The organism is Chryseotalea sanaruensis (assembly GCF_003990915.1).
GTDB lineage: Bacteria > Bacteroidota > Bacteroidia > Cytophagales > Cyclobacteriaceae > Chryseotalea > Chryseotalea sanaruensis.
Map to the genome: position 1 here is coordinate 647,011 of NZ_BHXQ01000002.1, position 19,633 is coordinate 666,643.

Below are 19,633 nucleotides of genomic sequence, written 5' to 3' on the forward strand. Positions count from 1 at the left end.
TTGCAGAATTCAATAAAAATAGCAGACCTTTGCGTAGTAAAACAAAGTATGGAAATACGGACATCTAAATATCTGATACGATCTGTGCTCATACTGTTTTGCTTTCAGCTACTGGGAGTCATTTTTGTTAGCCAAGAGGGCGAAGAACAAGTCACGACTACTCAGGGAGTAGTTTTTCAAAAACACAACACACCCTCTTCCCTTACTTCATTATTCGAGAAAACTGAAAAAGAGACAGAAGAAGAAAAGCACGACAAGCTTTTTGCTTTTGCTTTAATTGATTTCTCAGCTTCATTTTGTGAACGTCTTTTTTCCATACGCTATCCACTTCAGTTTAGCGCAGCCTCTCAACACGCACAAGAACCTTCATTGCGTGTTCTCCATTGCACTTTCTTAATTTGATGAATGCACAAGCTGACTGATTTTCCATCAGTCAAGTAACCGGCCTTGTCGGTATTCGCTATTTCTTTTTTCTGCGATTCGATTGTTGAATAGTTCAACACCGGTGTAGTGTATTTATTCACTTAAAATTATGATAACGTGCAATCAACAACTTTTCATGAACATGAAGTGCTGCATCGTTTAAAACACTTTTTACCGGCACAAGCTCCGCTAAAAGATTTTATTCATCACAACACACTGCATGCTTTTCAAAATATTTCTTTTCAGGAGGCCATTAAACAGGCAACTGAAATATTCGGATACAAAACCTCTTTAACAATAGATGAATATCGCGTATTACTCGCATCTGGAAAAATTAAGGATGAGGTGCTGCGTGAAATCATTATCAGGCGAAAAGGAAGTAAAGACGTAAACTTCTGGATGAAAAAGCTTCTGCATGAAGCTTTTATCAAGACCAAAATTCCGCGTGTTGGGATGGTGCGTGCTTATTGGAAGAACACCTACCGTCTTGACCTTGATGCGATGGTCCACCCGACACTTTTCAGAATTTTGTGCAGTTACCTTGATCAAGGCATTGCCATGTGGAATTTTCCCGTTTGGCATAAAGGATTCCTGTCGTCAATCCGAGAGATGGAAAGATCAAGCTTTACCAGTTTTTTTAAAACGAAGTATGTTAAGCAACTGCTGCTGGATGGTAAGTGCGGTATTGAATTTCTATTAGATAAACTTGTAGGAGACCCGGCTCTATATGAGCATTATTTATTTGATCAGCAATTTGCACATCAGGGTTGGTCAGGGATGGTTTCTGCTATTGAAGATAATCCGGATACCTTACTCGATCATAGAAAAATTTCAATCCATGATTTAATAACTTTTGAATTATTGCTTGAATTAGATGCGCTTACACACCAACTTGGAAAAAGTTGGAAGCCACTCGGCAAAATAATAGCTGATAGACCTGTTAACTTATTCGCTGAAGTTCCAACAAGTGAGTTGAGCGAAGCAATTATGATGTTTCAGGAAGCTTATGAGTGGACTTATTACAATGCTGTGTTGGGTGGTCTTCAAAGACAGGAGCAGGTAACAGAAAAAACAGGCAGGAGTTTTCAGGCTATGTTTTGTATCGATGATCGCGAATGTTCTATCAGACGCTACCTGGAAAAATTTGATCCTACCTGTCAGACTTTTGGCACGCCTGGATTTTTTGGTGTAGAATTTTTTTACAAACCTGAACATGGTAAGTTCCTTACGAAACTTTGCCCTGCACCTGTTACACCTAAATATCTTATTAAGGAAATCGAAGGCAGAAGCAAACAACAGAAGGATTTACATTTTACTAAACAAACACATTCGCTTTTCAGAGGCTGGTTGATTACACAAACACTCGGCTTTTGGTCTGCAATAAAGTTGTTTATTAATATTTTCAGACCATCAGTAAGTCCGGCCACGGCTACTTCATTCCGGCACATGGATAAGTTCTCCAAACTGACAATCGAAAACCATAATCCCAATCACCGAGAGAATGATTTGCAGGTTGGTTTTACAATTGAAGAGATGGCTAATCGTGTTGAAGGCTTACTTGCCAGCATAGGCCTTGTAAAAGATTTTGCTTCAATTATTTACGTTGTGGGGCATGGTTCGAGTAGTGTTAACAATCCGCACTTTGCAGCTTACGATTGTGGTGCATGCTCAGGCAGACCGGGTTCGGTAAATGCAAGGGTAATCTGCCACATGGCAAACCATAAGCAGGTTAGAAATATTCTTGCATTACGGGGTATCGAAATTCCAGACATAACACAATTTGTGGGTGCCTTACACGACACCACTAGAGACGAGGTTGTGTTTTTTGATGAGGGATCCTTATCTGACGAAAATAAATTGCAGCATACACGTCACGAGCAATTATTTTCAATTGCCCTCGATCATAATGCGAAGGAGCGCTCGAGAAGATTTGAAATCATAAACTCTGCTTTAAGTCCCGAGGCAGTGCATGATAAAGTTCGTTTGCGTTCTGTTTCATTGTTTGAACCAAGACCGGAACTTAATCATGCCACCAATGCACTTTGTATTGTGGGTGACAGGTCTTTAACGAGAGGTTTATTTTTGGATAGACGTGCTTTCTTAAACTCTTACGACTATCGCATTGATCCACAAGGCAAATATTTGTTTTCAATTTTGAAAGCTGCAGCACCTGTTTGCGGGGGTATTAACCTTGAGTATTATTTCTCGCGTGTCGATAATCAAAAACTTGGCGCGGGCACTAAGCTTCCTCATAATGTGATGGGCTTGTTTGGTGTGGCGAATGGTATTGATGGTGATTTACGTCCTGGCCTGCCAAACCAGATGATTGAAGTACACGATCCGGTTCGGTTATTAATTGTAGTGCAACATTATCCGGAAGTGGTTTTGGAAACCATTCAACGTAATGTTGAAACTTACGAATGGTTTATTAATAACTGGGTGAACCTTGTTGTAATGCATCCGGAAACCAAAGAAATATTTGTCTTTAGAGAAGGCGAATTACATCCACATGAACAGTTTAGCAATAGCCCTGACATTGTCACCGATCTTGAGCTACTGGTAGAAACACATCAGGAAAATTTACCAGTATACCTAATTGCTTAAGCTATGGAAATCTATCTACAAATTTTTATAGCCATTCCTTTAATAGGATTTTTAGCAAGTTTGCTGGCGCCATCTGCCAAAGAAGCTTTACTGTCAAGGATAGCTTTTATAACGGTTGGCTTGAACGCACTGATGGTTACATTGTTTATTGTAGCCTGGATAATACAGGGTCGTGCAACACTAAATCTTCGTGACTTTGTTGTTTTCCGATCTGCTAATTATGAGTTTCTGATTGACTTCTGTTTCGACAAAGTAGCTGCTGTGTACTTAATGGTAGGCTCTATACTTACCTTTTTAGTAACCATTTACAGTCGTTACTACCTACATAGAGAAGAAGGGTACAAACGTTTTTTTAATACTGTGCTTTTCTTTTATCTCGGCTATACTATTGTAGTGCTCTCAGGGAATCTAGAAACGCTGTTTATTGGCTGGGAAATCTTAGGCATATCTTCCTTCTTGCTGATTGCATTTTACAGAGACAGGTACTTGCCCGTAAAAAATGCGGTAAAAGTATTTTCTATTTATAGAATTGCAGACGTGGGTTTGATTTTAGCCATGTGGTTAAGTCATCACCTGTGGGGGCAGAATATTACGTTCGTTGAATTTAATAATGAAGCATTGGTGAATGCGCAATTGCAAACACATGCAATGGTCGGCATTCTTGTTTCACTAATGATTTTAATTTCAGCAGCAGCCAAATCAGCACAACTTCCTTTTTCATCATGGTTGCCTAGAGCAATGGAAGGGCCAACACCCTCTAGCGCAATTTTCTATGGATCATTGTCTGTACATATTGGTGTGTTCGTATTGTTGCGCACTTTTCACTTTTGGGAACATCAGCTATTTATCAGGATACTCATAGGAGCAGTGGGTTTATCTACGAGTCTGGTGGCTACTGGTATAGCCAGGGTTCAATCATCAGTTAAGAGTCAGATTGCATATGCCTCTATTGCACAAATCGGTTTAATATTTATTGAAGTTGCTGCAGGCTTTGATAATCTGGCACTTTTCCATTTTGCAGGTAATGCATTTCTTAGAACCTATCAACTGTTGGTTTCACCTTCAGTGGTTAGTTATTTGATACGAGAGCAGTTTTATAATTTTATTCCTCGCCAACACACAATTGAAGATTCGTTGCCGAAAAAGATAGAGTATACTATTTATATGCTCTGCCTGAAAGAGTGGAATCTTGATGCCATTCTGCATCGCTACCTGTGGAAATCCATTAAGTGGGCAGGTAACCGTTTGGAGTTTTTACAAGTAAGAGGAGTTTTGATTTTTCTGTTTACAGCTGGTGTAACAGGTGTATTGGCAGTAGTCTACAAGCAATCAATTCCTGATTTCTTAAACAAATCACTTCCCTATGCTTTTGGTTTGATAGGGTTAATTATGGTGTTTAAAGCTTTTACTAAAAGAAAGAATGTACAGCTGACCTTGTTGTTGATTGTAGCAAACCATTTTATGATAGCACTGGCTGTTTCTTTCAATGAGCATTTTAGCTTTGATCATATACTGATTTATCTCAGTGGAATAGTTGTGTCTGGCCTCTTGGGTTATCTCGCTATCCTTCGTTTAAAGATGCTGGAGCCTCTTGTAGACCTGGAACGATTCTATGGTTATTCCTATGAGCACCCTAGAATTGCCTTTACTTTTTTATTGGCTTGCTTAGGTCTTGCCGGGTTTCCCATTACACCAACTTTTATTGGCGAAGATTTAATCTTCAGTCACATCCATGATGATCAGTTTGTACTCGCCTTTATAGTTGCACTTAGCTTTATCGTTGATGGTTTGGCGCTGATCAGAATTTACGCCCGTGTTTTTATGGGGCCTCATGTTAAGTCAATTCATGAAATGGCTTATCGTTCTTCCTAGTATTTAAAAAAAATTAAAAGCATTTATTTATATGAAAAATATAATTGTTCCTAAAGATGGCATCGAAGGCCTTAAAGAAAATTGGAGATCGGATATGGTCTCGGGGTTCTTAATATTCTTAATTGCCATGCCTTTGTGTCTGGCTATTTCTAAAGCATCAGGCTTTCCACCCATTGCTGGTATTTATACAGCCATCATTGGTGGGATGGTGGTTTCCTTTTTTATGGGCTCCAGAATTACAATTAAAGGTCCTGCGGCAGGCCTTATTGCAATTTCTGTTGGTGCGGTTGAAGAGTTAGGTCGTGGTGATAACATGAAGGGTTATCAGCTAACGCTGGCTGTAATTGTGATCGCATCTATTATTCAAATCCTTTTCGGATTATTTAAAGCAGGCAAGCTTGGGGATTTTTTCCCTGCTTCAGCTGTTCATGGTATGTTGGCGGCCATTGGTATTATTATCATCTCTAAACAATTGCCCGTATTATTTGGCGAACAGGCTCGTGGTAAAGAACCTTTAGAATTGTTAGCAGACATTCCTTACATGTTGGCTAATATGAACCCTGAAGTGGCTTTTATCGGAATCATTAGTTTAATTATTCTTTTCACGTTACCTACTTTCAAAAATAGATTCGTTAAATTAATTCCCGCCCCAATGTTGGTTCTACTGATAGCCATTCCGTTGGGACTTTACTATGATTTTCAACATGAACATGATTACTCACTTGCAGCTATCAGCTATCACATTATTCCGGATAACTTATTAGTACAATTACCAGATACTTTTTTAGGAGGAATAAGTTTCCCCGATTTCAGCGAAGTATTTTCACTGACTTCTATTAAGTACATCATCATGTTTGCCTTGGTTGGTAGTCTGGAATCTATTCTGAGTGCTAAAGCAATAGATATACTGGATCCGTACAAACGAAAATCTGACTTGAACAAAGATACGCTGGCTGTTGGTGCAGGTAACCTGGCAGCAGGTCTTATTGGTGGTTTACCCATGATATCGGAGATTGTTCGTTCTTCTGCTAATATTAACAACGGTGCGAAAACACGTTGGTCAAATTTCTTTCATGGTCTATTTCTTTTAGCGTTTGTGGCTTTAGCGGCTCCGCTGATTGAGTTAATACCCAATGCTGCCTTAGCGGCCATGTTAATTTATACGGGCTTTCGATTGGCATCACCACGCGAATTTCAAAAGACCTGGAAAATAGGCTGGGATCAGTTAACCATTTTTGTAACTACAATTGTTGTAACACTGGCTACCGATTTACTTGTTGGTATTTTTGCAGGTGTTTTAATGAAATTCATCCTGCATATTTTAAGAGGGGCTTCTATTAAAGGATTATTTCGTTCGAACGTTACAATAGAGGAAGATAAGGGTAACTACATCATTAAGGTTAGAGGCGCGGCAATCTTTTCTAATTACCTGAGTTTTAAAAAAGTATTAGAAGGCGTTCTACCTGGAAAAAATCTGACGTTTAATTTCTCTGAAGCAAAAATTATCGATCATACTTTCTTAGAACACCTTCATCATTTTGAAGAAGATTATCATGCAACCGGTGGACATATAACCATACAAGGCATCGGTAGACACAAAACACATTCGGAACACCCCCTTTCCACGCGTGTATTTTCTGCAGGTCTGCTCAATAGAATGGAATTTAAACTTAACGACAGACAGATGGTTTTACGTGACTTTGCAGAAGAACACGAGTTCGCTTTTTATCCAACGACTTTGCGCAACATGGCCAAGTACAAGGATTTCCCTATCGAAAAAGGTAAAAGAATATTATACGAAGAAAATCTGCTTTCGAAGTATGACATTAATGGAAAGATGGAAATTTCTGACATTACGCTTACTGAGGGTGCTGGCGCAGCCATGGAAGAATCCAAAATGACAATAATTCATCTGTCGGATCTTGATTTTACCATCCCTGACTTTGCGTTAGAGCCAGAACGCATGTGGACTAGATTCTCTGAACTCACCTTTGGTAAAGACATTGATTTCAAAGAACATGAGCGTTTTTCGAGAATGTATTATTTACGCAGCGATGATGAGCTTAACACGAGAAAATTTTTCCATGCTGAACTGTTATCTTTTTTGGAAGAACATGACGATATGCATATCGAGTCGCACCGCAACAAATTGCTAGTGTATACAAAACATGATGTGCTCGAGCCATTAGAAATCAACGAACTGATTATAAGGATCAATGGCCTTGTAGAATCCATTAAAGCAAAACACGGTTTGTTTCAAGAATCTAACGGTATAGCTAAGCGATAATGGATCTAAGCGGCTATTACCTGGCAGGGTCTTTTAATTAATGCCAGAACAACACTAAACAGGGCGCTTCAATACACTGAGGTGCTCCTGTTTAGTTATTATCATTTTTTTTGTCCGGATAAATAGCCGATAATCAAATAGCTATTCCATATTATTATTATCTAAATATTTTTGACAAAATTTTATCATGAGAAAGATTTTTTTGCTAATAGGGGCATCGTTGATTTCTATAATACATGTTACCGCACAGTCTGCTGAAGTTTTAGAAATGAAATTGAAGCTGAACGAGGATGGTAGTCATTATCTGAAGGCTACTTTTTTAAATCAGGTTTGGATGAGATTTGATCAGAGCAATCCCGGGACGCAGGTATTGGGCGAACCAGTTGATAACACATTTGATATTGGCTTAAGAAGAACCCGGATTCAGTTTTTTGGACAACTGACAGATCACGTTTTTTTCTACACACAGTTTGGTCAGAATAACTTTAATTACTTGGCTGGACAAAATGCCACCAATTCTGGCAACAGAAAATTTCAGGCTTTTTTCCATGATGTCTTAGGCGAATATAAAGTCTGGAAGGACAAAGATTTATTATTTGTAGGCAGTGGTTTAACAATTGCAAACGGCTTGTCTCGTTTTAGCCAACCCAGCATTGGTACCATTGTAACTATGGATGTACCTGTTTTTGCACAGGCAACGGTTGACCAAACCGATGAGTTCTCCCGTAAATTGAGTGTGTACATGCGCGGCCAGCTTGGTAAGGTGGATTACCGTCTTGTGCTCAGTGATCCTTTCCCCATTACATCTAATGGTCAACCTGCTCCTGCACTCTCCAATAATGCTACATTTTCACAACGCGGGCATCACAAACAGTATCAAGGTTTTTTTGCTTATAATTTTTTCGACAAAGAATCGCACACTACACCCTACATGACAGGAACATATCTGGGTAAGAAAAGAGTATTGAATCTTGAAGCAGGTTTTATTACTCAAAAAAAGAGCATGTGGACGAGAGAAACGGTTGTATCAGATACAGTGTATCACAATGTTAACCTCTTGTCTGCTGCAATATATTATGATGCACCTGTTAATAAAGATAAGGGAACAGCCTTGTCTGCCTATGCCGGATATTTTGATTATGATTTTGGTAAGGGATATTTGCGTTACAATGGTATCATGAATCCTGCAACAAGTATTACAGGACCTCACCTATCCGGAAGCCAGGGTAATGCTTTTCCAATGTTTGGGACTGGCTCTGCAATGTATGCACAGGTAGCTTTCTTAATGAAAAAGGATTTATTGGGAGAAGGCAATGGAACGCTGCTTCCTTATGTATCAATTATGTCAGCGGACTGGGAACGTCTGCTTGATAGAATGAATGTGATTGATGCAGGTGTTAATTGGTTAATAAAGGAACATAATGCGAAGCTTACACTTAACTATCAACACAGACCATTTTTTGAAACACAAGGAAATGATTTGGTGAAGAAAGGAAACAGAGGCCAGGTAGTTCTGCAGTATCAGGTATTTTTTTAGGATTTGTAATAATTGACTGTTAAATAAGAGAGCTGTATTTTTTTACGGCACTCTTATTTTTAGTGTAATTTAGAGTACAGCAAAACGCAAACGTCTCCAAGTATTAAAAGCAGATCCTAGAACAATCAGTAAAAGACTCAACGCTGCATAAGCAATAGCATAATTATCTGTGCCTTGCCACTTTACGTAAATACCAAATAGCGCCCAGGCAATTACAATGGCAAATGGAGCAACCCTGTATTTAGTGGTCACAAATATACCTAGTAATGCTGCAACAGTCATCATAATAATGGCCCAGGTAGCTTGTGCTATATTTAGTCCAGGCCATTGTATTGAAACAAGTAATGCAGAGATGTTGGCAATTGTGGCAACACATATCCAAGCGAAATAAAGTGTGAAGGGTAAGCGAACGAAAACTTTCTCAACAACAGTATTCATCGAAATCTTTCGCACTTTTAAAAACAATTGTGCCAACGTAAGCAATAGTAAAAGCATAATTGTCACTGATATTGAAACTTTCAAATAGTGCCATGCAAAAATCCAGCTTATGTTTAGCAAACAAGAAATCCAAAAGAGCTTAGCAGTTTCTGCAAAAACATAAGCATCTGACTTAAGCCATTGTAATACGACATAGCCTAGTAACAATAAGTAAATCACACTCCAAATTGAAAAGGTAATTCCGGCCGGGGTAAAAAGGCTGGGATACAAGGCAGAGACCTCTCCAGTATTAAGTCCGTTAATGGGGAGTATATTCGCCAGTGCATTAGCAGTAATTGTCGCAATAAAAGCGACTGTAGTTAAAAAGGCGTTGTATTTGGTTGATTTCATACTACGGTAAACATAAGCAACTGAATTAAGTTAATAAAATGCCATTTGGCTCCGTTGGTGTAAAACTATTGTAGTTGCCTTGTACCGACTGCTTTAGCTGACTACTTTAGTCCACAATAACCAAACCGATTATTTCATGAAATTCAAATTTACTATTCTGTGCCTTGTTTTACTCCTGTTCGTAACCTCAGGTTACGCCCAGTCAAAGGACAAGGTCGATTCAGCTGCTTATGCTAAATTAAAGAGCGAAGGTTTTGACCGATCACAAGTAATGCATATTCTTAGTATGCTTACGGATGTTAATGGTCCGCGCTTAACCAATTCGCCTGGATATAAAACAGCCGCGAATTATGCCAAGTCTACTATGGAGGGTTGGGGATTAAGCAATGCTCATTTCGATTCTTTTGGTGAGTTTGGCAAAGGATGGCATGTAAAAAAATTTGCACTAAGTGCCACTGCCCCCACTTACTTCAACATCATTAGCAGTCCTAAAGCCTGGTCACCAGGTGTAAAGGGAACTGTTTCAGTAGATGTCGTTTACCTCGATGTTAAAACAGAAGAAGATCTTGAAAAATATAAAGGCAAACTGAAGGGAAAAATCGTACTCTTCAATTTTCCGATTATGCCAAAGCCACACTTTGCACCAGACGCAACACGTCATGCTGATTCCACTTTATTAAAGATGGCCAATGCATCACCACGCGATCGCGCAGCCAGCGGTACCAGAAGATTTTCAACGGGTGCACCAGAAGCTTTAACCTATAAGAAATGGTTGCTTTGTCAGACCGAAGGTGCTATTGCAGTATTAGAATGCAGTCGTGGTGATCATGGAACCTTGTATCCACAAGCCGCTACTATTCCTTATGCACCAGAAACACCTGCGGCACAACGCGTTCGTGCCCATTCAGCCAGTGCACCTAAAATTTTACCTCAAGTATTGGTTGCGGCTGAACACTACAATAGAATGGTAAGACAAATTGAAAAAGGTGTGGCTGTTAAAATTGAGATAACCATGGAAACAGAATTTACACCTGCTGAAGATGGTTTCAATGTAATTGCAGAAATACCAGGCTCAGATAAAAGTGCTGAAGTGGTAATGATTGGTGCTCACCTTGACTCATGGCATGGTGGTACAGGTACAACCGATAATGGTGTGGGTGTAGCAATTTGTATGGAAGCGATGCGTTTGATTAAAGCATCAGGTATTCAACCAAGACGGACTATTCGTATTGGTTTGTGGGGAGGCGAAGAACAAGGCTTGTATGGCTCACGTGGTTATGTGAAAAAGCATTTAGGAGAAACCGTTGATGGCAAAGTTGTATTGAAACCTGCTGCTGAAAAATTCTCAATCTATTTGAATACCGATAATGGCACTGGTAAATGGCGCGGCATTAACATGCAAGGCAATGAAAAGGTACGACCTGTTTTTCGTGAATGGTTAAAACCTTTTGCTACTACAGGAACGGCTACACTTTCATTGAACAGCACAGGCAGTACAGACCATGTTCCTTTTGATGGTGTAGGATTGCCAGGATTCCAATTTATAACTGATCCGATTGAGTATTTCACCAGAAGCTGGCACTCAAACATGGATACTTACGAAAGAGCTATTGAAGATGATTTAAAGTATAATGCTGTGTTGATGGCTACACTTGCTTATCAGGCAGCGGTAAGAGACGAGATGGTGCCGAGACAATAAGTGACACCTCAATAATAAGGTAAAAATCGCGAGGGGTTATCCCCTCGCGATTTTTTTTTGTACTTATAGATGAACTAGCCCGTTCCACCTATTTGACTTGTTGTGCATACCTGAGTTTTGTACATTTCTAAATTAAATAATCAACTATGAAAATACTAACCCTTATTGCAGTATGCTTTATCGCTGCTGCACTTACTTCCTGCGGCTCTAAAGAACAGGCAAGCAAGTTTAACTATCCTACCACGGCCAAGGTAGATACAGTAGATAACTACTTTGGCACTGATGTGCAAGACCCTTATCGTTGGTTGGAAGACGATACTAGTAAACAAACAGCACAATGGGTGTCTGCACAAAACGATGTTACTTTTTCTTATCTAAACAACATTTCCTATCGCGATAAGATTAAAGAGCGCCTTTCTAAAATTTTCAACTACGAGCGTTTGAGTGCGCCTTTTAAGGAAGGTGACTATTATTACTTTTATAAAAATGATGGGCTTCAAAATCAAAGTGTAATTTATCGCAAAAAGGGCGAAGATGGAGAAGCAGAAATCTTCCTAGATCCAAATAAATTTAGAGAAGATGGAACCATTTCATTAGCTGGTCTATCCTTTAGCAAAGATGGTTCACTCGCAACTTACCGCATTTCTAAAGGCGGAGCAGATTGGTCTGATGCAATAGTTATGAAGACCTCGGATAAAAGTATTGTAGAAGATACACTTAAGAACATCAAGTTCAGTGGTATTGCATGGAAAGGTAATGATGGCTTTTACTACAGTACTTATGATAAGCCAAAGGGCAGCCAGCTATCTGAGAAAACACAATTTCATAAATTGTACTACCACAAGTTAGGGACACCACAAAGTAGCGATGTCATGATTTTTGGTGGAGAGAAAACACCTCGCAGGTATATTGGAGCCTATTTAACAGAGGATGAAAGATTTTTAGTGATCACAGCATCCACTAGCACAACTGGTAATGAATTGTACGTGCAGGATTTAAAAGATCCTAAAGGTAAAATTGTTACAGTGGTAGATAATTTTGATAAAGACCACTATGTGGTGGACAATGATGGCACGCGTTTAATCCTTCAAACAAACTTAAATGCCCCAAATAATCGTCTAGTGGAAGTAGATTTTACTAATCCAACACCAGAGAATTGGAAAGACTTGATTCCGGAAACGGAAAGTGTATTGGGCACTTCAACAGGCGGTGGTAAAATATTTGCAGAGTATTTGGTTGATGTAAAAACCGTAGTGAAGCAATACGATATGCGAGGTAAGCTAGAACGTGAAATAGAATTGCCTGGCATTGGTACCGCAGGTGGTTTTGGAGGGAAGGCCGATGAACAATTTGATTATTACACTTTCACCTCATTTACTTTTCCGCCAACTATTTACAAGTATGATATTGCTACTGGCAAGTCGACAGTTTACGAAAGACCGAAAGTTGATTTTAATCCTGAAGATTACGAAACCAAGCAAGTATTTTACAATAGCAAGGATGGCACAAAAGTGCCGATGTTTATCACACACAAAAAGGGCATAGAGTTAAATGGAAAAAATCCAACTATGCTTTATGGTTATGGTGGTTTCAGTGTAAGTCTTCAGCCGAGTTTCAGCACAGCGCGTATTGTTTGGCTAGAGAATGGTGGTATTTATGCCCAGCCTAATTTACGAGGCGGTGGAGAATATGGTGAGCAATGGCATTTAGCAGGCACAAAAATGAATAAGCAAAATGTATTTGACGATTTCATTGCCGCTGCAGAGTATCTCATAAAAGAAAAGTATACATCTAGCGACTACCTCGCTATCTCTGGTGGTTCTAACGGTGGGCTATTGGTAGGTGCTACCATGACTCAGCGCCCTGATTTAATGAAGGTTGCCTTTCCCGCTGTTGGTGTAATGGACATGCTGCGTTACCACAAGTTTACAGCTGGTGCAGGTTGGGCTTACGATTACGGAACAGCCGATGACAGCAAAGAAATGTTTGAGTATTTGCGTACGTACTCTCCTGTGCATGCTTTAAAACCAGGCGTTAAATACCCGGCAACAATGGTAACAACTGCTGATCATGATGATCGTGTGGTACCTGCGCACTCTTTTAAGTTTGCTGCAACATTACAAGAACATCATGCTGGTGACGCACCTGTGCTTATTCGTATTGAAACCAATGCCGGTCATGGTGCTGGTACACCTATATCTAAAACAATAGAACAAGTTGCAGATCAGTATTCATTTGCCTGGTACAACATGGGAGTAGTTCCACCCATTGCTAAGGATGACATGTAAATCATAACCCACTTCACCCCTCTCCAGTTGGAGAGGGGCAGGAGTGAGGCTCACATCAAAGTTAGCATTCACTCTTCTTTGCTAACTTCTGCGATCTCTGCGGTAAAGAACGGTGAGACCTAAAATTCTATCTTATAACTCAAAATCGGAATCAACGGAGTTTGATAAGCTACTTTAACTTCACCAGTCAGTGGTTCAAAATAGCTGCCGAAAACATTTTTTCTATTCACAGCATTCTGAATATCTAATGCCAGTGTATGGGTGGATTTAGCTTTGTTTCTCTTTAAACTGATACGTAAATCTGGACGGAAGTAATCAGAGACTTGTTCAGTAAAGGCACGTTCTTCAAAAAACACCGTTTCACCTTTCGCAATTGACTCTTCTACATTAATCGGTGTAGTTCTGAAACCACCACTGTAAATACTACGGATGTTGATGCCTAAAACTCTGTTTTTATTTAACTTAAACTCCTTGCCACCAGTAAAAGTTATGTTGGCGTTACCATTATAACGTGTGTCGCGCCACACATTATCAGTTGCCTTATATTTTGATTCATACAACGAAGCAGAGAGTAAGAAGTAGACATCGTTGTGCATAAATTGCTCTAGTGTTACCTCTACACCATAGTTTCTGCCAAGCCCATCGTTTACCAATGGTTCAGTTTCATAATCCCATTGACGGTTAATAAGCGAGTAAGAACTATTGTCCTCTGCTTTTACAGGGATATCATATAAATGCTGGTAATATGTTTCAAGTTTCACACGCAAATGATCATTAAGTGAACGATCATAACCAAGAACAAAATGATGTGACTTACTTAACCCGAGGTCTTCATTAGTTCTAACGGAAACCCCATTTTGTATTGACTCGCCAAAGTAAGTTCCTAAGGGTTGGATTTGGCTATGCAAACCATAACCCATATTAATGCGTTGAATATCATCTAACGCGTATGACGCAGATAGACGGGGTTCAATAGAAAAAGAATTATTTAGTAAAAGTTGTAAATAATGGACACCTGCATTTAATGTAAGTTTATCATTAGCCTTAATGTTTACTTGCGAAAATGCCTGAATGCTTTGGGTAGTACCTTCTGAATTCAACTGGGTTTCAAAAATGTTGGTGTCTTCATTGAGCATTCGTTGTTTTACATTGTAAAACAATTGATTAAAGTATACACCACTTCTTAAATTATAACGGGCTGAAAGTTTAGTATTCAACACACTGCTGAATATAATTTTTGAGTTGCCATACTTTTGTGTGTAATCTAAAAATGGAGTATAGTTCTCATCGAGCTTTTCCTGCTCGTAAAAAATTTCATTTCCTGAAAACACAACAGCGTTTTGAAGATGTGAATTAGTGTTTAAAATAGTTGCATACTTAATGCCGACTGCACCTGTGTTTGAGTGGTAGATAGCATTGTAGCTTTCAAATTCACTCTCCCATTTTGTAGAATCTTTTTCAGCTTCACTTTTTTGATCACTCAAACCGCCAAATCCGAAAATAGTAAGGTTACTCTTTTTGCTGGTGGGTAAGTGAATATTGAAAGATAAGTCCTGGAAGTCTGTTGAGTAATCGCCAATAGGCACTCCCATCTTTGACAGTAGGGTAAGCGTTGAATAACGATAGTTGACCAGGTAGGAGCCTTTGTTTTTTCCGAGTGGACCTTCAGCAGCGATATCTGTTCCCAAAAAACCAGCTTGAAAAGTATACTCACTTTTTTCGTTGTTTCCTTTTCTCAGACGAAGATCAAACACACCTGACAATGCGTTTCCATATTCTGCAGCAAAAGCACCAGTAGAAAAATCTGAATTAGCTAATAATTGTGAGCTTAGAATAGAGATACCGCCCCCAGCAGTGCCGGCATTAGCAAAGTGATTCGGGTTAGGAATATCCACTCCCTCCATACGCCATAGTAACCCAAATGGCGAATTACCACGAATAGAAATACTGTTGTTACCATCATCGGCAGAAACAACACCTGCAAAGGAAGTTACCATGCGAGCAGGATCATTAACGGCAGCGGCAAATTTTCTGGTTTCCTCAACAGAAAAAGTGCGAGCACTCACCACCGACATATCATTAAGTGCACGGTCTTTTTCTGTGGCGGTAATCACCAGTTCCTGCATCTGCATAACGTCTTCTTCAATGGCAATAGTAAGCACTACCTCTTTGCCAGAGTTGACAATAACATTCGGTAATGTAATTTCTTTGTAGCCGATAAAAGTGATCTTAATGGCATGCGACCCTACAGGCACTTTGGTGATTTTAAAGTGGCCATCAATATCAGTTGTAACGCCAACAACGGGAAAGCTATTCAAAAGAATAACATTGGCGCCAGGTAAAGGCGTTTGCGACACCTGATCGATAACGGTTCCGCGTATAGTTTGGGTGAGTTCTTGTGCTTGCGCGTTTAAGTAACAAACAAGAAGTAAGAACGGGACAGAGATTTTTTGAAGGGTTGTCATTTTTTGATTGGTTTGTCATGTGACAATCCAACTAATTGTTACCCCTATGCTTAAATAAAATTTTTTAAGGATTTAGAAGAAACGCATCGCAACCTTACCTCCCCACCACAACTGATAGTCTGTATTGCGCGAGAAAGTACCTTCATTAAGAATTTTTGGGGTGTGATATGTAAATAGTTTGGCGTGATTGTCGAAGGCTGCATCATAAATGCGGAGGTTTAATGTAGAACCAACTGCTAAAGCAAAACGCTTTGAAAACTTAAATTCAAAACCCAAGTAAAACTTATTGATCATATTGAGTGCTTCCATATTGCCTTTGTTAACATGGTTAGCGGTAATGTCAGTATTCAGATAGATGCGCTTACTTAATTTGGGTGCAGCACCCAATCCGTATCCAAAAGACCATGTAGTAGTATCAGCTTTTTCAGGCCTTACACTTGCAGTAAAAATGTTATAGAAACCAGTAACACCAGTTCTTAACGCGACAGAAACTGGAAATAATTCGTCAGCCCCTATTTCAAGTTGATGATAACCCTTATTAACAAAACTTAAGAAACCGACAGGTACACCCTTTACACTATCGGCAATATTCAGAAAGCCCACCTGAGTACCTCTTACATTTTTGGCAATATTGAGTAAACCAGAAACCTGTGAACCATTAACTTCTTCTGCAACGTTGAATAATCCTGCTATTTGCGCACCTTCAGTTTTCCCAGGACTAAAATTAAAAAGCCCAGCAACTTGCGCACCTTTTACATCAGCTGTTGCGAGGTTAAATAAGCCTGCAAACTGAGGCCCATCATATAAGCCATTACTAAAGTTAATTAATCCTGCAAACTGTGCACCTTCCGAAGCTTGCATGTTAACATTAGCAAGTCCAGCAAACTGAACAGCTTTTGTGGTACCAAGGTTTGTATTGAATAGTCCCGCAAATTGTGCCCCTTCTGTATGGCCACCATTTAAATTGAACAGTCCAGCAAATTGTGCATAACGTACATCGCCATTATTAATATTGAACAAACCTCCAAACTCAACGATTCTTGTACCCGCTGAATAACCACCTAAAATATTCAATGAATAATCGTTAACCACATTGCCGCTCATTTTATGGTTTGTTCCAACAAACGGTATGAATGAAACTTGCCATGTGCGCTGTAGTGTGTCGCGAATATTTCGCATGTTGGTACGCTGAACAGATTGTTTTGTCCATGACCATAAGCGGTTGAGCTTACTATCTAAACTGTCAGAAAGTGCTTGCCATTTCTTTTCATCTATATTTAAAGAAAGATTTTGAAAGGAGGAGCGTTTGCTGTTGACAACGATAGTTGTATCGGCATAATTATTTCTTTTTATGGCTAACTGCATTTCTTCTTTACTTGGCTTTTTTACTTCCATTTGGAAATACCCAAATTCATCAGTAACAGTAGATTGAAGTGAAATGGGGTCGTAGATACTTACCTCCTTTAGCTTTTGACCGGTAGCCTCATCCACTACATAACCACTTACAACAATGCCATCATCAATATCTGCTTTAGTAAGAATGATGTAGTTGTTCTTTTGCTTGTATTTAACTCTCCCATCAAAAATAGTCTCCAGTACCTCTCGTATCGTTTTGGATTTGAATGTAAAGCTGATGGCTTGCTGAGCATCAAAAGCATTTTTACTATAAGAGAAAGTAAAGCCTGCTTGTTGCGAAATTTCTTTCAATGCTTCGTCAGTTCTTTTATTTTGAAAAGAGATACTGATGCTTCTCTCAAGAGGAGGGTTAGGCGCCTGAGCCCATAAGCCTGAGCCTGAATTTAAGATCGCCAAGCATGAGACAATCACAATAAAATTAGAGTGCCTGTAAATTTTCTGTAAAGTATTATTCACAGCCATCACCCTCCAGGCTTATTTCATTTGCTGTTTCTATAATTTTTAAATTCAAGGTCTCGGCCAGTATTTCTACAATCGTGTCAATATCTTCATTATTGAAGTTTACGGTTACTTTGCAGGTCTTTAATTTTTCGCTGATCTTAATTTTCTTTTCGTAAATGGCATTTAATTGATCCACTACACTTTGCAAGTCACTTTCTTCAAAAACAAACTGACGTGTTTGATAAGCGATTACATTGGTGTCTGCCTGCTGAAGTGTGAAGCTTTTTGAAATTTTATCGTACACACCTTTACTGCCTGCTTTAATAAAGATCCCTTCTTTTTGTTGCGTATAAAAATGAACCTCACCTTCTTGCACACTTACCTCCACAAGATTGCTTTCCGGATAGGCTTCAACATTAAACACCGTTCCGATATCTCGTATAAGTAGTTCTTCCACCTCCACAATGAATTCCTTTTCGGCATCATGTTTTATTTCAAAACTAGCCTCTCCTTTAAGCTTAATTCTTCCTTTCTTCTTTTTAGCATCATAAGCAATTGACATTTCAGTTTGCTTATTCAGCACCACCTTTGTTCCATCAGGAAGAGAATCTTTTACAACCACAGCGCTACTGGCTAAGGTCATGCGACTTGTATTACTAAAAAATTGTTGGTAGGCCCAAAAACCAGAGATGGCAATGAGGGCAACACTGGCGGCTATTCGTAAATAAGGCCAAGGCGTTTGTTTATTTTGATTTGGCTGAATTTTCTGTTTTACTTTTTTCCATGCGAAGTCTGCATCATAGTGTGTGTTGTCTGCTATGAGAGTTGCATTTTTGAAAATCGTTTGCAGTTGTTCGAAATACTTTTGGTTGTCAGCCGATTGGGTACACCATTCCTCTACTTGCTGTTTTTCCTGAGCAGTGGCTTCTCCGGCAATATACTTGCCTATCAAATCGTCAATATCGTAATCGTGCGCGCTCAATCCAGTAGTCCTTGAAATAAGAATAATATAATAGGCAGATAATCGCGCAACTGCTCACGCATTATTTTTAGCGCTTTGCCGATTTGGTTTTCTACTGTTTTCACAGAAATATTTAGTTGATCTGCAATTTCCTGATACTTTAATTCCTCAAAGCGGCTTAGTTTAAAAACAAGTCGACATTGCTCAGGTAAGACTTGCATAGCCACATATATTCTCTTTTCCAATTCGTTTGATAAAACTTCGTCTGAAGTAGACTCTGCATGATTAACACGCATATAAGCTTCGTGTTGTGCATGCTGTTGCTTTACCTTCCCATGTTTAATAACATTCAGGCAACGATTCCGGATGGATTGATATAAATAGGCCTTTAGAGAAGTATTGACGAAAAGCGCCTCGCGTTTTTCCCAAAAACCCAGAAAGGAGGCTTGCACGACCTCTTCTGCCTCCTCACGGTCGTTGAGGAAGCTATTTGCATAGCGGCAAAGTGCCTGGTAATACTCTTTAAAAATCATTTCAAAAGCAGTTTCATCGCCTTCGCGTATGGCTTCCAATAAATTTGATTCGGATGCTAGCACTGCTTTTTGTTTTCAGTGCAAAATACGGATTTATGCGGCTTAGGGTTATGACAACCATACACTGCCTTACCCCTACGCGCTTTTCATAAATATGTGAGCCACACATAAAAAGACTTTCGCAGTAATATCTTCAGGCTATTGGGTAGAATTTCAGTGTAATCTTTGAATTCTGTGGTGAGCTAAACAATTCCAAATAAAAAAACCTGTGAGGCAGAA

12 protein-coding genes are annotated in these 19,633 nt (G+C 39.3%); 7 read left to right on the forward strand and 5 right to left on the reverse strand.

What is annotated here, in order from left to right:
• Nucleotides 1-48: 48 nt before the first annotated feature.
• From SanaruYs_RS07275 to SanaruYs_RS07295, 5 genes are all read left to right on the forward strand, one after another.
• On the forward strand, nt 49-402 hold the full coding sequence (locus SanaruYs_RS07275) for a hypothetical protein (RefSeq protein WP_127121858.1): 354 nt from the start codon (nt 49-51) through the stop codon (nt 400-402).
• Nucleotides 403-540: 138 nt separating this feature from the next.
• Complete coding sequence (locus SanaruYs_RS07280; RefSeq protein WP_127121859.1) at nt 541-3,027, forward strand: YbcC family protein; 2,487 nt, start codon at nt 541-543, stop codon at nt 3,025-3,027.
• A 3-nt stretch (nt 3,028-3,030) separates the two neighbouring features.
• On the forward strand, nt 3,031-4,899 hold the full coding sequence (locus SanaruYs_RS07285; protein ID WP_127121860.1) for a proton-conducting transporter transmembrane domain-containing protein: 1,869 nt from the start codon (nt 3,031-3,033) through the stop codon (nt 4,897-4,899).
• Between the two features lie 31 nt (nt 4,900-4,930).
• Nucleotides 4,931-7,186, forward strand: a complete 2,256-nt coding sequence (locus tag SanaruYs_RS07290) for a SulP family inorganic anion transporter (RefSeq protein WP_127121861.1) — start codon at nt 4,931-4,933, stop codon at nt 7,184-7,186.
• Between the two features lie 187 nt (nt 7,187-7,373).
• Nucleotides 7,374-8,723, forward strand: a complete 1,350-nt coding sequence (locus tag SanaruYs_RS07295) for a hypothetical protein (RefSeq protein WP_127121862.1) — start codon at nt 7,374-7,376, stop codon at nt 8,721-8,723.
• A gap of 69 nt (nt 8,724-8,792) precedes the next feature.
• Here SanaruYs_RS07295 and SanaruYs_RS07300 read toward each other — a convergent pair whose 3' ends face one another.
• Nucleotides 8,793-9,551, reverse strand: a complete 759-nt coding sequence (locus SanaruYs_RS07300) for a TspO-related membrane protein (RefSeq protein WP_127121863.1) — start codon at nt 9,549-9,551, stop codon at nt 8,793-8,795.
• Nucleotides 9,552-9,687: 136 nt separating this feature from the next.
• On the opposite strand from SanaruYs_RS07300, the gene SanaruYs_RS07305 reads away from it, so the two are divergent.
• Together SanaruYs_RS07305 and SanaruYs_RS07310 are read left to right on the forward strand one after the other, a co-directional pair.
• Nucleotides 9,688-11,250, forward strand: coding sequence for a M20/M25/M40 family metallo-hydrolase (locus tag SanaruYs_RS07305; protein ID WP_127121864.1), 1,563 nt, complete (start codon nt 9,688-9,690; stop codon nt 11,248-11,250).
• A gap of 146 nt (nt 11,251-11,396) precedes the next feature.
• Entirely contained in the window at nt 11,397-13,538 is a 2,142-nt protein-coding gene (locus SanaruYs_RS07310; RefSeq protein WP_127121865.1) for a prolyl oligopeptidase family serine peptidase, read from the forward strand.
• Nucleotides 13,539-13,657: 119 nt separating this feature from the next.
• Here SanaruYs_RS07310 and SanaruYs_RS07315 read toward each other — a convergent pair whose 3' ends face one another.
• From SanaruYs_RS07315 to SanaruYs_RS07330, 4 genes are all read right to left on the reverse strand, one after another.
• Complete coding sequence (locus tag SanaruYs_RS07315) at nt 13,658-16,003, reverse strand: TonB-dependent receptor (RefSeq protein ID WP_127121866.1); 2,346 nt, start codon at nt 16,001-16,003, stop codon at nt 13,658-13,660.
• Between the two features lie 72 nt (nt 16,004-16,075).
• Nucleotides 16,076-17,881, reverse strand: a complete 1,806-nt coding sequence (locus tag SanaruYs_RS07320) for a carboxypeptidase-like regulatory domain-containing protein (RefSeq protein ID WP_148115039.1) — start codon at nt 17,879-17,881, stop codon at nt 16,076-16,078.
• On the reverse strand, nt 17,868-18,842 hold the full coding sequence (locus SanaruYs_RS07325) for a FecR domain-containing protein (RefSeq protein WP_127121868.1): 975 nt from the start codon (nt 18,840-18,842) through the stop codon (nt 17,868-17,870). The genes SanaruYs_RS07320 and SanaruYs_RS07325 overlap by 14 nt, the downstream gene beginning before the upstream one ends.
• Nucleotides 18,839-19,417, reverse strand: a complete 579-nt coding sequence (locus tag SanaruYs_RS07330; protein WP_127121869.1) for an RNA polymerase sigma-70 factor — start codon at nt 19,415-19,417, stop codon at nt 18,839-18,841. The genes SanaruYs_RS07325 and SanaruYs_RS07330 overlap by 4 nt, the downstream gene beginning before the upstream one ends.
• Between the last annotated feature and the right edge of the window lie 216 nt (nt 19,418-19,633).